12 protein-coding genes are annotated in these 15692 nt (G+C 49.1%); 2 read left to right on the top strand and 10 right to left on the bottom strand.

Annotation, left to right across the window (positions count from 1 at the left end; translation table 11 throughout):
* The 5 genes from AC6IB1_RS06860 to znuA form a co-directional block, all read right to left on the bottom strand.
* Entirely contained in the window at positions 1–225 is a 225-nt protein-coding gene (locus AC6IB1_RS06860; RefSeq protein ID WP_497568375.1) for a FeoC-like transcriptional regulator, read from the bottom strand.
* Entirely contained in the window at positions 222–2501 is a 2280-nt protein-coding gene (gene feoB, locus AC6IB1_RS06855) for a Fe(2+) transporter permease subunit FeoB (protein ID WP_497568374.1), read from the bottom strand. Before feoB ends, AC6IB1_RS06860 begins: the two co-directional genes overlap by 4 nt.
* Positions 2491–2724, bottom strand: coding sequence for a FeoA domain-containing protein (locus AC6IB1_RS06850; protein ID WP_497568373.1), 234 nt, complete (start codon positions 2722–2724; stop codon positions 2491–2493). Before AC6IB1_RS06850 ends, feoB begins: the two co-directional genes overlap by 11 nt.
* A 500-nt stretch (positions 2725–3224) precedes the next feature.
* Entirely contained in the window at positions 3225–5960 is a 2736-nt protein-coding gene (locus AC6IB1_RS06845; protein WP_497568372.1) for a helix-turn-helix domain-containing protein, read from the bottom strand.
* Positions 5961–6075: 115 nt separating this feature from the next.
* On the bottom strand, positions 6076–6981 hold the full coding sequence (znuA, locus tag AC6IB1_RS06840) for a zinc ABC transporter substrate-binding protein ZnuA (protein WP_497568371.1): 906 nt from the start codon (positions 6979–6981) through the stop codon (positions 6076–6078).
* 82 nt (positions 6982–7063) lie between these two features.
* Between znuA and znuC the strand changes: the two genes are divergently transcribed.
* Positions 7064–7831 carry a zinc ABC transporter ATP-binding protein ZnuC gene (gene znuC / locus AC6IB1_RS06835; RefSeq protein ID WP_497568370.1) on the top strand — a complete coding sequence of 256 codons (768 nt, stop codon included), beginning with the start codon at positions 7064–7066 and terminating at the stop codon, positions 7829–7831.
* Positions 7824–8609: a zinc ABC transporter permease subunit ZnuB gene (znuB, locus tag AC6IB1_RS06830; protein WP_497568369.1), complete on the top strand. Its 786-nt coding sequence runs from the start codon at positions 7824–7826 to the stop codon at positions 8607–8609. Before znuC ends, znuB begins: the two co-directional genes overlap by 8 nt.
* Before the next feature lie 57 nt (positions 8610–8666).
* Here the strand turns inward: znuB and sucD are convergent, their stop codons facing one another.
* From sucD to AC6IB1_RS06805, 5 genes are all read right to left on the bottom strand, one after another.
* The gene (gene sucD / locus AC6IB1_RS06825) at positions 8667–9539 is read right to left on the bottom strand and encodes a succinate--CoA ligase subunit alpha (RefSeq protein ID WP_005506322.1); all 873 of its coding nucleotides are present in this window, start codon (positions 9537–9539) and stop codon (positions 8667–8669) included.
* Positions 9539–10705, bottom strand: a complete 1167-nt coding sequence (gene sucC, locus AC6IB1_RS06820; protein ID WP_497568368.1) for an ADP-forming succinate--CoA ligase subunit beta — start codon at positions 10703–10705, stop codon at positions 9539–9541. The genes sucD and sucC overlap by 1 nt, the downstream gene beginning before the upstream one ends.
* Before the next feature lie 99 nt (positions 10706–10804).
* A complete protein-coding gene (odhB, locus tag AC6IB1_RS06815) occupies positions 10805–12019 on the bottom strand; it encodes a 2-oxoglutarate dehydrogenase complex dihydrolipoyllysine-residue succinyltransferase (RefSeq protein ID WP_497568367.1) in 1215 nt (404 codons plus the stop codon).
* A 28-nt stretch (positions 12020–12047) separates the two neighbouring features.
* On the bottom strand, positions 12048–14858 hold the full coding sequence (sucA, locus tag AC6IB1_RS06810; RefSeq protein ID WP_497568366.1) for a 2-oxoglutarate dehydrogenase E1 component: 2811 nt from the start codon (positions 14856–14858) through the stop codon (positions 12048–12050).
* Positions 14859–14979: 121 nt separating this feature from the next.
* Positions 14980–15690: a succinate dehydrogenase iron-sulfur subunit gene (locus AC6IB1_RS06805; protein ID WP_497568365.1), complete on the bottom strand. Its 711-nt coding sequence runs from the start codon at positions 15688–15690 to the stop codon at positions 14980–14982.
* Between the last annotated feature and the right edge of the window lie 2 nt (positions 15691–15692).

Below are 15692 nucleotides of genomic sequence, written 5' to 3'. Positions count from 1 at the left end.
TCAATACAAGACAGTAACACCGAGTTCCTGTCCCTCCACCCAGGTAAAATGCTTTACTTGGCCTCCTTTTCTTTCAGACACTGAGACTTTGAGCCTGCCACGTTTGACCCATTCAGACAGCATAGCGTCTACTCCGTCATCAGACAGGGAAAACTCCCTTGCCAACACCTCCAACGTACAGTTGGGGTGAGCCTGAATATAGTCTCTCAAGGCAAACAAAATCATACGGCAACCACCCTTAACGCATTGCTGATGCGGCTTTGCCGCTTCAAAAGTGCAATGGTGGCGGCCATCAGAATAATACAGCCGGCCATCCAGGACACACTGGTTACCGGTGTCACTGCCAGCATCATGGCCTGGTAACAAAGCGTTGCGACTACAACTGCAAGCAGCATTGTCCAGCTGGCAATAAACACAGCGAAAGGTTTTCCGAACTCACGCACATAGGCACCCATTGCCGCCACGCAAGGGGTATACAACAGGACGAACACCAGATAGGCAAAGGCGCTGGCTGCTGTAAAGTTGGCACTCAGGTTGGCAAAAATACTCAGATCCACTTCCTGCTCTTCAGCAACCGCTTCTTTGTTTGGCAGGTCGCCCACTTGAATACCCAATGGATCAGCGAAATTCAGGCCAACCAGATTTTCCGGAATAGTCTGTACAGCATCAGTCAGGCTACCCAGCAAATCATACTCTGTCGCCTCTTCACCGACGGGCGAGGCATAGAGATTATTCAGCGTTCCCACCACCGCTTCTTTGGCGAAAATACCGGTAATAATGCCCACTGTCGCCGGCCAGTTATCTTCTTCAATACCAATAGGCGCAAAAACCGGTGTCACAAGTTGTGCCGCTTTTGCCAATACAGAGTTTTCTGAATCCTCATTACCAAAGGAACCATCGGTACCCAGTGAGTTAACAAAGCTCAACACCGTGACCACAACAACGATGGTTTTACCTGCGCCAAAAACAAAGCGCTTCAGCTTCTGCCAGGTTTTCATCCAGATATCCCGCACACGTGGCCATTCGTAGCGTGGTATTTCCATCAGCAATGCCTCACTGTCGCCCGGATACAGGGTGCGGCGCATCACCACACCGGTAAAAATTGCAACAGCGATGCCAAGTAGATAGAGAAAGAAGACAACATTTTGCCCGTTCTCCGGGAAAAAGGCCGCCGCAAAGAGCGCATACACAGGAAGACGCGCACCACATGACATAAAAGGTGCCATCGCCGCTGCCAACCTGCGCTCACGCTCCCGATCCAGAGTCCGGGTGGCCATGATTGCAGGTACGTTGCAGCCAAATCCCAGCACCAGAGGGACAAAGGCCTTTCCGGGCAAACCAATACGCTGCATGGCTTTATCCAGCACAAAAGCCGCACGAGCCATGTAGCCCGAGGCTTCCAGTAGCGACATAAACAGATATAAACAGGCAATAACAGGGATAAAGGTTGCGACCGTCTGAATACCCCCGCCCAGCCCGTTTGCAATGAGAGTGACCAACCAAACCGGGAGATGGTCATCTAACAGGTAGTGACCGCCATCAACCAGCAACGCACCAACACCGATATCAAAGAAGTCGATAAATGCACCACCAATGTTGATGGAGAACATAAACATCAGATACATCACAGCAAAAAAGATCGGCAAACCGATGTAGCGGTTAAGCACCACATCATCAATGGCATCTGTGATGCGTGCTTTCAGCGGTACAATCTGGGTTTTGGTCGCACGGCATATATCTGCGACATGAGAGTAACGCACATCCGCAATGACCAAATCTGTATCCATTGTGTGGAGCACAGCAATTTCACGCTCACAGACCGCCAAGGCGTGCGGTGATGCCTGCCTTGCCAATGCGCTGTCGCCACATAACAATCGTATTGCATTGGCACGGGCATATTCGCAACCGTCCTGCATCAAAGCATCAGCAATATTAACAATAGTGCTTTCCAACTCCGCCCCATAATCGAGCTTCACTGCCTCCATCTCATCCGCTTGTTCGATGGCAGACAGAAGTGACGCTTTCAGGTTTTCGACTGAACGCATATCTGTGGCTGTCACGCACAATACCGGGCATTGCAACAATGAGGAGAGCTTATCGATATCCAGCTCAAAGCCTTGCGCTTTAACCACATCCATTTTGTTCAATACGACCACCATCGGGCGGCCGAGCTCTCTCAGTTGTAAAGTGAGATAAAGGCTGCGCTCCAGGCTGCTGGCGTCGAGAATATTGACAATCAAATCACAAGGAAAATTAAAAAGGGCTGAGATTGCAATGGATTCATCAATACTGCTTTCTCCATCCACATTATCTAAAGTGTAAATGCCCGGGAGATCTGTCAGTGTTGTTGCCCCCCCCCCAAGTTGCAACTGTCCCTGCTTTTTATCCACGGTTACACCGGCCCAGTTACCAATTTCCTGTCGCGAGCCTGTCAGGCGGTTAAACAGCGTGGTTTTTCCTGAGTTTGGATTTCCTACTATAAGTAACTGCTTATTTTTCATGGCCAACCACCTCAATATGCTGTGCTAACGACAAGCGAAGTGCTATATCACATCCCCGCACCCTGATCTGGATGGGATCCCCCATCGGTGCGTAGCGCACAACACTGACATCGGTATCAGGCAACAATCCCATCGTCATCAGTTTTTTTCTTGAAACAGTGGGTACCGCAGAAAGGGAAATCACCCGCCCAGCCATGCCGGGTTTGAGTTCGGTCAGCTTCATAATTACAACCAAAATGAGAATCATAAACATTTACGCGTAAAAGTATTGCAAATTGTTTCCAAAGGAAAGTTGTTTTTGATCAACAAAGGAAGGGGATAAATGGGCTAAACCGAATTTGTGTTATTCTCACTCGTCAAATACGTCAATTTTTGGCGTTAGCTTTGTAAATATCATGTCTACGCTTCTTCGTTGAAGCACATCTATATCCCTATTTTACCTGTCAGACTCGCAGTAAACCCATCGTTAAAACCGTTAAAAGCAGGTTTTTCAACATAAAAAACCGCCTTAAATTTTCGAGGAAGTGCAAATAAATAACGGTTATTTCATCGATTTGAAACAATGGCGGGAAATTACTGGCTGACTGGCGGTAAAAAACGGTTAAATGAACACACATCAGAACCTGATTCTAGGTGGTGTGTGGTCTCCCACCACTACCGGCAGCAAGCGAAGGTGTCTTTGACGCCCGTGGTATGGCTATCAGGCTATACCACGCTCTTTTTTTACCTTCTTTGACCGACTGTTTCACCTTCACCACACTCTTCCCTGAATTGTGACGGCGTCTTTCCATACTTAGCCTTAAACGACTTAGTAAAGTAAGACGGCTCATTGAAACCACAAGCGACAGCAACATCCGTGATTTTATCCCCCTGACACAGCATACGTTTTGCATTCTCAAGCCGCGTTGTAATCAATGCTTCTTTGAACGTTATACCAAATTCCAGTTTAAACCTGCGCTGGAGACTTCGCTCTGAAACACACATCGCTTTCGCCAACACAGACGTTGAATAATCAGGGTTATGAAAATGGGCATTAATCTCATCCATTGCTGCAGTCCGCCAACGATGGTGTTCCATCGATTCCTCGCTGCACGGCTCTGGGACAAGTATCTCAGTGAATGTCTTATTCTCCAGTAACGGGAGCCCATGACAAAAACGCCGGGTTGACTCCTGACGCATGTCTATCTCTATCACCTTCCGGTGAACGGTTTCACGTAGCTGCTTGTTCTGAGCTTTAATCGACGTATTTTTACGTTGGTAATAAAACGTCATCAACATAATGAGCGGAATAACGGCAAGAAAGACGTAACCAACCTGTTGGTACCAGGGAGAGACCACCACAAAAGAAAGTAGCCTTATCTCATCAAGTCCGTTTTTTTCGTGCCCGACTTTTAACATTAACGTGTACTCACCCGCATCCAGCGCACTAAACACTAACTGCTGATCATTCGTCGAGTACCAGTTGGGGGCTGGATTGCCTTCTAACCGATAAACCATTGGGGAAATGGCACCAAAAGGCATGCGGCTAACCTCGATGACGACGGTACTTTTGGTTGTCAGCTGCAAAAGGTTATCCTGAGAAGGAGCAAGCCGCCAAGGGATACCATTGACATACACAGCCCCCGGGGAAAGGCTCATGGAAGGGGCTTTGAATAGTGCATCTAGCGCCGGGTTAGGGATGACGAATACGCCATAGTCTCCCGCAATCAGCATGTTATCCGTCGTCTTCTGACAAACATGTTGTGTCGATTGGATAACTCGCGACGTTCCCTGAACAAAGCGGTTTGACCCAGTCAAAAGACTGTATTCATAAATGCCCTTGGTCGCAATAAAATATGCCGTATCGCCGTTTACAGACAAACACTTCACGGTATCATCTGGGGTGTTGGCGAAGACTTCATAAAGCATGAGAGCGCGGTTTTTATCATATGTATAAACCCCCTGCTCAGTCAGCAGCCAAAGTTTGCCTGATGGCTCCAAGTGCAAAGACTTAATGGTGCCAACCTCTTCCCGTGTCAATGCACGCTGAAACCGGCCATCGAAGTAAATATAAAGCCCATTGGTCGTACCCAGCCACGTCCCTTCCTCCGCAACCTCGGCTACCGACGTCAATCGGTTAGCCTCTGAGCCACTCCAGTCATGCCCAAAATCCACGACTGTGCGGCTACGGGGCCAGAAACGTATCACCCGTGCCCCGGAGACCAGCCAGAGTGAGTGTCTATCTTTGAAGATCCTGTCTACTACCAGGCTATTTAAGGACGCAGGGACAGAACCAGGGCGCTCTTTCAAGGTGTCAGGGTTCATGCCTTTCAATCCTGAATCGGATGCTAACCAGAGTGTATCGTCAAACAGTGTCATGTCATTGATAGCCCTCTCTGATCTCACCACCCGTTTGGGTAACATGTCTGCATCTAAAGAAACCAGCTTATAATGCGTGGTCAAAAGATAGCCTTCTTCCCTTTCTTCAAGCCCGGTTAATTGCTCTTTAGCAGGCTCATAAGAAAGTAAAAACATCGTAAAACGGCGAATGTTTCTCGCTATCGACGACCGGAAGTGCAATCCCGTCTCTGAAGACACCCAAAGCACATCGCCTTGCCCTGGTTCAATATCGGTCACCATGCGCCCAGAGAAGCTGAAGGCATCATCATTATCACCGGTTATCTCCTTGAAGGTGAAACTATCCCTTTTTCCCATCCCTAAATAGAGCCCCGACTCACCTCCCGCCCAAACGCCCCCATCGCTTGCAGTGACATGGTTAATCTGCTTTCCATCCAGAAAGCGTTCTACAAGCATTCCCTGACGATACAGGGAGAGTCCTTTTTCATGTCCCAGATAAACAGTCACACCATCAGATGCCAGACTCAAAGCCTGCTCACCCGATAGCGATAAAAATAACTCACCGGATGCCACCACATAGAGCGCACTGTCAGCGGTGCCCAGTAAAGTATTATCAAAAGGTAACAAACGCTGGTAACGGTTCTCTCCCCAATAAATGGGTTTGGTTGTCCCTGACTGTATAAGATAGAGAGCTGTGGATGTGGCAACCCACAAGCCCTCTGAAGTAGCGACAATTTCTGACACCTGGCCTGTTATCGTTTGCGGCGTTAGGCTGTTGCTATCGATGTCGTAGCGGAGAAGCTGGCCTTTGGAAATAAGCCAGAGTGCCCCTTCAAACAAGGCGATATGTGACACGCCGGTATCAATAGACGTAAACACCGAAAGTTTGTGGTAGTGCAGCCCATCGTAGAAACTGACATCCCCACTGCTATCCAGTATCCATACTCCACGCCCATCGGCATATTCAATGTCTGTGATCTTTGCAGGAGCATCGGGAGATGTATAGGGAAACGCATAGAATACTGGCGATGCCGAGGCCAGGCTTCCCCAAGTAAAAGCTGTAAATATCGCGATAAAGCAGTATTTATTGCGCGCAAGCAGGTAGCGGAAAATTCGTGACATTGTTTTTTTGATGTTTTTTTAATGTCACGGTATTTTCTCAGATTTCCATCGGGCGACTGTGAAGCTTGCAATGGTTATGCGGCTAACATCTCACTGCAACCCGACGCATTGACGGTTAAATCGGCATGAAACAAGAGAGATACTGACGCCCTAAACTGTTCAAAAAATCCACATAGTGATTTTCACCTACGGCAAAATCCGTTGCCAAGGGATCCAGCACCAAAATTTTGGTGTCAGTACCTTTCACCAGATTAGACACCATAGCCGGGTTAAACTGAGGCTCACTGAATACACACTGCGCTTCGCCTTTTTTAATCATATTACGGATAGAAATCAGAGTCTTGGCACCAGGTTTACGTTCCGGATTAATAGTTAGGTGTCCGAGTGGATTCAGGTTGAAAGCATCTTCAAAGTAGCCATAAGCATCGTGAAACAGGAAATACCCTTTATTGTCGATCGCGGAAAACTGTCTCGACAAGGTATTTTTGGCATTCTCCACCCCGGCAGAGAAATCTGCAAAGTTTTCTTCGTACACATCTGCATTCATCGGATCAAGCTTGATGAGCGTATCTTTCACCGCTTTTGCAATCACCACACTTTGATTAGGCCCAAGCCAAATATGCCCATCAATACCTTCATGGCTGTGCCCATGATGGCTGTGGTTATCATGGCCATGTATGCTTTCATCAAAATAGCGTACTGGCATACCCGGGTAGGCCGTTAACTGAACCGAATGGTTCTTCCCAGCTATCACTTTTTCAAGAAATAACTCCACTTCCGGTCCAACCCAAAACACTGCATCAGCCCGGTTAAGCCGCTTGATATCTGAAGGCTTAAGGGCATAATCATGGGGCGATGCACGGTCTGGCAACAGGATATCTACCTCGGCATAATTTCCGGCAATATCGCTGGCAATAAGGCCAAGTGGTTTGATCGTGGTAACCAGGTGTGGCTTTGCGACTGCTGAAAGTGGAAGGAGTAACGACAGGGCAATAATAAACGTCTTTGTATGACTCATCATCTCGTTGTCCGGCATGTAGAATTTTAATCGGGCAATAAATGTTATATTATAACATTTCATTTTTAAACTGTTCGTTCAAAATATGTCCTCAGTACTTGTCACACTCAACAACGTTACCGTCGTCTATGATGGCCGGAATGTACTCGATAACGTTTCTATCAAACTAGAGAGAGACAAAATCATCACGCTGATCGGCCCAAATGGTGCAGGAAAATCCACGCTAGTTAAAGCCGTTATCGGCTTAACCTGCCCAACAAAAGGCACTGTTGAGAAACGTAAAGGATTAAAAATTGGTTATGTCCCGCAAAAGCTGAAACTCAATGAAAGTCTTCCCTTGAATGTTGAACGTTTCTTGAAGCTTTCTCCGGGGGTGAGCCGACAAGATATCGAAGATGCATTGACTCTGGTCGGTGCCAGAAAGCTTCTACATGCCAACATGCATACCTTATCCGGCGGGGAGTGCCAGCGTATACTGCTGGCAAGTGCTGTGCTGAAAAAACCCGATCTTTTGGTTTTGGATGAACCAGTACAAGGTGTTGATGTGTCCGGGCAACTTGAACTTTATAGATTGATTTCTACGTTGAAAGAAAAATTGAAATGCGGGATCCTGATGGTTTCCCACGATCTTCATCTTGTCATGGCCAAAACCGATGAGGTGATTTGTCTCCAACACCATGTCTGCTGTTCAGGTGAACCGGAAGCGATCTCTTCCCATCCTGAGTATGTCGCCTTGTTTGGCCGAAGAGAAAGTGAGCAGCTCGCGCTGTATCATCACCAACACAATCATGACCATGACTTATCAGGCAGCTTAGTTGGGCCTTGCAAGCACGGAGGCCAACACAATGTTTGAGTTTCTTGCCTTCCCATTGGTTGCCGGCATCTTGATTGCGGCAACGGTTGGCCCTCTGGGTTCATTTGTTGTGTGGCGTAAAATGGCCTATTTCGGAGATACTCTGGCTCACGGCTCTTTGCTCGGGCTTGCACTAGGCTTTATGCTGCAAGTTAACCTCAATATGGCGTTGATTCTTACCTGTGTAGTGATAGCTATTTTGTTGGTGAGCCTACAGCGAAAAAGCAATGTCTCTACAGATACGCTTTTAGGCATTATCGCCCACACATCACTGTCTCTTGGTTTAGTCACTATCAGCTTTGTGGATGATTTGCGTGTCGATCTGATGGCGTATCTGTTTGGCGATCTCCTGTCAGTCAGCGGTCCTGATGTGGGCTGGATTGCTGTTGGATGTGCGTTGGTGCTTGCGGCTATCTATAGATTGTGGACTCCCCTTCTTGCCATTACTGTCGATGAAGAAATGGCACGGGTCGATGGCTACAACGTCGACAGGCTGAAACTGATCCTGATGCTGTTGGTGGGTGTGGTGATCGCAGTAGCGATGAAGTTTGTCGGTGCCCTTATTATCACTTCCCTGATGATTATTCCTGCCGCCACTGCGCGCCGGTTTTCAAGAAGCCCAGAACAAATGGCGATGCTGGCCAGCGGTATCGGAGTGCTCGCCGTGCTCGGTGGTATCGCACTTTCCTGGTTTAAAGATACCCCAGCCGGACCATCTGTTGTTGTGGCTGCCGCTGTACTTTTCTTTCTCAGCCAGTTTTATCGGCAAACTGAATAGTAAAATTTTCGTATAAAAAACCGCTCGATTGAGCGGTTTTTTTTGTCAGGCTATTACTTACCAACCAGTACGGGAACGCAGTGCTTTGCCAATGTCAGCCAGGCTCTTAACCGTGGTCACACCAGCCGCTTCAAGCGCAGCAAACTTGTCTTCTGCTGTGCCTTTACCCCCTGAGATGATCGCACCAGCGTGGCCCATACGCTTACCTGGAGGCGCAGTCACACCCGCGATATAAGAAACAACGGGTTTAGTCACGTTTTCTTTGATGAATGCTGCGGCTTCTTCTTCAGCCGTACCACCGATTTCACCGATCATCACAATCGCTTCCGTCTGTGGGTCTTCTTCGAACATTTTCAGGATGTCGATGAAGTTAGAGCCTGGGATTGGGTCACCGCCAATACCGACACAGGTAGACTGGCCGAAACCTTCATCCGTGGTTTGCTTAACGGCTTCATAAGTCAGGGTACCTGAACGGGAAACAATGCCCACTTTGCCCGGCTTGTGAATGTGGCCCGGCATGATACCAATCTTACATTCGCCCGGAGTGATAACACCTGGGCAGTTTGGGCCAATCATGCGAACGCCAGCTTCATCCAGCTTCACTTTCACTTCCAGCATATCCAGCGTTGGAATGCCTTCGGTAATGGTAACAATCAGTTCAATACCCGCGTCGATTGCTTCTAAAATCGCATCTTTACAGAAAGGAGCCGGTACGTAGATAACCGTTGCCGTTGCGCCAGTCGCTTCTACCGCTTCTGCAACAGTGTTAAACACAGGCAGACCAAGGTGCGTTGTACCACCTTTACCCGGTGATACACCACCAACCATTTGCGTTCCGTACTCAATGGCTTGCTCTGAGTGAAAAGTCCCCTGCCCACCGGTAAAGCCCTGACAGATTACTTTGGTATCTTTGTTGATCAAAACAGACATTATTTACCCTCCGCGGCAGCAACAACTTTCTCTGCTGCTTCAGTCAGTGAGGTCGCAGCAATAATGTTCAGGCCTGACTCAGCCAGTTTCTTCGCACCAAGTTCAGCGTTGTTACCTTCAAGGCGAACAACTACCGGGACCTTAACGCCAACTTCTTCGACCGCACCAATGATGCCATCTGCGATCAGGTCACAGCGCACGATGCCGCCAAAGATGTTCACCAGAACTGCTTTTACGTTGTCGTCAGAGAGAATAATCTTGAATGCTTCAGTGACACGCTCTTTTGTTGCGCCACCACCAACATCCAGGAAGTTTGCAGGACTACCACCGTGCAGGTTTACGATGTCCATGGTACCCATGGCCAGACCCGCACCGTTAACCATACAACCGATGCTGCCATCAAGAGCAACGTAGTTCAGTTCCCACTGTGCTGCATGTGCTTCGCGTGGATCATCCTGTGAAGGATCGTGCATTTCACGGATTTTAGGCTGGCGATATACCGCATTACTGTCGATAGACAGCTTGGCATCCAGACAATGCAGGTTGCCCTGCTCAGTGATCACCAATGGGTTCACTTCCACCAGCGCCACATCGCGCTCAATGAACAGTTTCGCAATCCCCATGAAAATTTTGGTGAACTGTTTGATCTGGTCGCCTTTCAGGCCCAGCTTAAATGCAAGCTGGCGGCCTTGGTAAGGCTGAGGCCCTACCAGTGGATCGATCGCAGCTTTGTGAATAAGTTCTGGCGTTTCTTCAGCCACTTTTTCAATTTCCACACCACCTTCAGTCGATGCCATGAAAACCACGCGACGTGAACCGCGGTCTACCACTGCACCCAGATACAATTCCTGAGCGATGTCAGTGCATTCTTCAACCAGGATTTTGCTGACGGGTTGGCCGTTGGCATCTGTCTGGTAAGTGACCAGATTTTTTCCTAACCACTTTTGCGCGAATTCTTTGATTTCTTCTTTGGTGCTGACCAGCTTTACACCGCCCGCTTTACCACGGCCACCGGCGTGTACCTGGCATTTAACGACCCATTTGTCGCCACCCAGTTTGTCAGCAGCTTCTGCGGCTTCTTGAGGAGTATCACAGGCGTACCCTTCGGATACTGGCAGCCCGTATTCAGCAAACAGCTGTTTCGACTGATATTCGTGCAGATTCATGATGTTCTATCCGTGTTTATTTCCGTGTTATAAGTTTGTTTTGCTTTCCACACAGGGGGCTCCAGCCCCCTGTTAACCGGCAGATGCCGGGCTGCAAAATTATACGTCAAGCAGCAGACGTGTTGGGTCTTCTAAAAGCTCTTTCACTGTCACCAGGAAGCCAACAGACTCGCGTCCGTCGATCAGACGGTGATCATAAGAAAGCGCAAGGTACATCATTGGCAGGATCTCAACCTTGCCATCCACCGCCATTGGGCGCTCTTGAATCTTGTGCATACCCAAAATAGCAGCTTGTGGTGGGTTGATAATCGGCGTCGACATCAGAGAACCAAATACACCGCCGTTGGTGATAGTGAAGTTACCGCCGGTCAACTCCTCAACCGTCAGCTTGCCATCACGGCCTTTAATTGCCAGCTCTTTGATTCCTTTCTCAATCTCAGCCAGGCTCAGGCGGTCGCAGTCACGCAGTACTGGCGTAACCAGACCACGAGGCGTTGAAACAGCCATGCTAACATCAAAGAAGTTGTGATAAACGATGTCATCACCGTCGATAGACGCATTCACTTCTGGGTAACGTTTCAGCGCTTCCACAACTGCTTTCACGTAGAAAGACATGAAACCCAGACGAATGCCGTGGCGCTCTTCGAACACATCTTTGTATTGCTTACGAATGTCCATGATTGGCTTCATGTTGACTTCGTTAAACGTGGTCAGCATTGCGGTGCTGTTTTTCGCTTCCAGCAGACGTTCAGCTACTCGTTTACGCAGACGTGTCATAGGAACACGTTTTTCACTGCGATGCCCCAAAGCCGGCGCTTCTTCTTTCGCTGCAACGGGTGCTGGTGCCGCTTTCGCTCCGCCATTTTTCAGGAAGCCATCCACATCTTCACGGGTGATACGACCACCAACGCCTGTACCTTTAATCTGGTCAGGTGTCAGGTCATTTTCAGCCAGAAGGCGACGAACTGCAGGGCTAAGCGCATCATTGGACTCTTCAGTCAGTGATGCAGTGTGGCGTTTGTCTGGTGACGCCTCAGAAGATGCTGGCGCATCTTGCGTCGGTTCACCGGCAACTGCCCCAGGCTTAATCTTCGCGAGCAACTGCTTAGACAAAACCGTCGCACCTTCTTCCTCAATGATAGCTTCCAGTATGCCGTCATCCGGTGCAGGCACTTCCAGCACCACTTTGTCCGTTTCAATATCAACCAGCACCTCGTCACGGCTAACCGCATCGCCGGGTTGCTTGTGCCATGTCGCCACTGTCGCGTCTGCAACAGATTCAGGTAGGTCGGGAACCAGAATTTCGATTGTCATTTCGTTTAATTCCTTAGCTTTCTAGTTCTTAATTCAGGGTAAGCGCGTCTTCAATTAACGCTTTTTGTTGTTTCAAGTGTACCGACATATAACCTACCGCCGGAGACGCAGAAGCCGCACGGCCTGCATAACTCAACGTGGCATCAGCCGGAATGGCCAAGCGGAAATTGTGCTGGCTGCTGTACCAGGCGCCCTGGTTTTGAGGCTCTTCCTGACACCAGACAAAGTCTTTGGCATTGACATATTCGCTAATCACAGCCTGCACATCTTCTTTCGGGAAGGGGTACAGCTGCTCAATGCGAATAATGGCGACATCTGTAATTTCTTCTTTGCGGCGTGCTTCCAGCAGATCGAAGTAAACCTTACCGGAACACATCACTACACGTTTGACCGCTTTAGGATCCAGCTCGTCAATCTCACCAATCGCTGGCTGGAAGTTACCATCGGCCAATTCATCCAGTGTTGATGTGCACAGTGGATGTCGAAGCAGGGACTTCGGTGACATCACAATCAGAGGACGACGCATTGGGCGGAATACCTGACGACGCAGCATGTGGTAAACCTGCGCCGGTGTAGAAGGCACAACCACCTGCATGTTCTGTTCAGCGCACAGTTGCAAATAGCGCTCAAGACGCGCAGAGGAATGCTCTGGGCCCTGGCCTTCGTAACCGTGTGGCAGCAACATGGTCAAGCCACACATACGGCCCCATTTTTGCTCACCAGAGCTGATGAACTGATCGATCACTACTTGGGCACCGTTGGCAAAGTCACCAAACTGTGCTTCCCAAACTGTCAAACCACCCGGTTCAGCAGTCGCGTAACCATACTCAAACGCCAGTACCGCTTCTTCTGACAACACAGAGTCAAATACCTGGAATGGCCCCTGTTTGTCATGGATATTGCTCAGTGGCACGTAAGTGCTCGCATCATTCTGGTTGTGCAAGACAGCATGACGATGGAAGAACGTGCCCCGGCCTGAATCCTGGCCTGTAATGCGGATACGTTTGCCTTCATCAACAATGGTTGCGTAAGCCAGCGTTTCTGCCATCCCCCAGTCCAACGGTTTCTCGCCATTTGCCATGGCAAGGCGATCGTTGTAAAGCTTGTTGACGCGACTGTGAAGCTTGTGGCTTTCCGGATAAGTACAAATGCGCTTACCCAATTCAACCAAACGCTGCTTGTCGAACTTATTTGGCCACTCCGCAGTCCAATCGTGCCCCAGATACGGAGACCAGTCGACAGAATGAAGCGCCATTGGGCGGTACTCTTTCACCACAATTTCACCGTGGTCGAGCGCATCGCGATAGCCATTCACCAACTCAGTGGCTTTTTCGATATCCGCAACGCCTTTGTCAGCCAACACATCAGCATACAGCTTACGTGGCGTCGGGTGTTTTTTGATCTTCTGGTACATCAAAGGCTGTGTTGCGTTTGGCTCATCAGCTTCGTTGTGACCATGGCGACGGTAACAGACCAGATCAATCACCACATCGCGTTTAAATTCATTGCGGTAATCAATCGCCAGACGCGCAACAAATGCCACTGCTTCTGGATCATCAGCATTGACGTGGAAAATGGGTGCCTGAACCATTTTGGCGATGTCAGTACAGTATTGAGTCGAACGGGTATCGTTCGGGTTCGACGTGGTAAAACCGACCTGGTTATTCACCACGATTCGAACGGTTCCGCCAACTTTGTAGCCACGGGCCTGAGACATGTTAAACGTCTCTTGTACCACGCCTTGGCCAGCAATTGCGGAGTCACCGTGAATGGTGATAGGCAGCACCATTGAACCATCTTTATCACCAAGACGATCCTGACGGGCACGGACAGAGCCCATAACCACAGGATTAACAATTTCCAGGTGTGACGGGTTGAATGCCAGAACAAGGTGAACATCACCGCCCGGGGTAGCGAAATCACTTGAGAAACCCTGATGATATTTCACATCACCGGTACCCCATGATTCACCGTGTTTACCTGCAAATTCGTCGAACAGTTCAGAAGGCTTTTTACCGAGCACGTTAACCAGCATATTCAAACGGCCACGGTGCGCCATACCAACGACCACTTCACGTACCCCATGTGTGCCAGAGTGACGAATCACTTCTTTCACCATCGGGATCAGCGCGTCACCACCTTCCAGAGAGAATCGCTTGGCTCCAGGGAATTTCGCCCCTAGATAACGCTCAAGGCCTTCCGCAGCTGTCAGCTCTTCCAGTAAAGTAATTTTTTCTTCATTGGAGAACTGTGGTTGACCAACCACAGATTCAAGACGCTGCTGGATCCAGCGCTTTTCTTCTGTGTTGGTAATATGCATGTATTCTGCGCCAATTGAACCACAGTAGGTTTTCTTCAACGCTTCGTAGAGGTCGGCAAGTTTCATGCTCTCTTGCCCGATGGCAAAAGAACCTACGTTAAATGACTCCTGAAAGTCATCTTCGTTAAGATTATGGAAAGACGGGTCCAGATCAGGCACACGCTCACGCTGCCAAAGACCTAGAGGGTCCAGATTTGCTTGTTGATGTCCACGGAAGCGGTAGGCGTTAATAAGTTGAAGAACTTTTACCTGCTTCGCGTCGACGTCCGGATCACTGACTGATGCACTGAAATGCGCTGTCTCGGTAGCAAGCCTGCGGAAATATTCACGAACTCTTGAGTGGGGTTGCTCGGTTGCGTTGCCATTCACAACGGGCAGTCCATCAAACACTGCTCGCCATTCGCTATCTACAGACTCGGGGTCACTGAGGTACAGTTCGTAGAGGTCTTCTACGTAAGTTGCATTGGCGCCAGCCAAATGAGAAGACTCAATCCAAGCCTTCATCACGCCATTTTGCATTGTTATCCCTTAACCACTTAGTTTTTTATGTTGCTACGACCGGGGTTCACCGGCGTTCCTTTTAAGCTCCCCATGACAGGGAGCTTAAATTTTAAAGTATGTAGGTGTACAGAGACCGATATTACACTGCGCGTTTAAGCAGCATTGAACGAATATGGCCGATTGCTTTCGTAGGATTTAGCCCTTTAGGACAAACATTTACACAGTTCATGATGCTATGGCAACGGAAAACACTAAAAGCGTCGTCCAGATCTGATAAACGCTCGTCTGTTGCGGTATCACGGCTATCAATCAACCAACGGTATGCAGCAAGCAGACCTGCCGGCCCAACAAACTTATCCGGGTTCCACCAGAATGACGGGCAAGACGTACTGCAACACGCGCACATGATACACTCATACAGACCGTCAAGGTGCGCACGATCTTCCGGCGATTGCAGGTTTTCACGCGCAGGTGGCGCACTGTCGTTGATGAGATACGGTTTCACACGCTCGTAGTTCTGGTAAAACTGGCTCATATCAATAATCAGGTCACGCACTACCGGCAACCCCGGCAGCGGACGGATCACAATGCTCGACTGGTCAGTCAATGCTGACAGCGGTGTAATACACGCCAGTCCGTTTTTACCATTCATATTGATACCGTCAGAACCACATACCCCTTCACGGCAAGAGCGACGGAAAGCCAGCGTTGGATCTTGCTCTTTCAGCAGGATCAGCGCGTCCAGCACCATCATGTCCGAGCCATCAGGCACTTCGAGGGTGTAACCCTTCATGTGCGGCGCGTCATCAACGTCCGGGTTGTAACGATATACAGAAAAGTTCAGTTTCATAA

The sequence above is a fragment of the Grimontia sp. THUN1695 genome, assembly GCF_059704325.2.
This window is presented reverse-complemented; position numbering and strand designations above follow the sequence as displayed.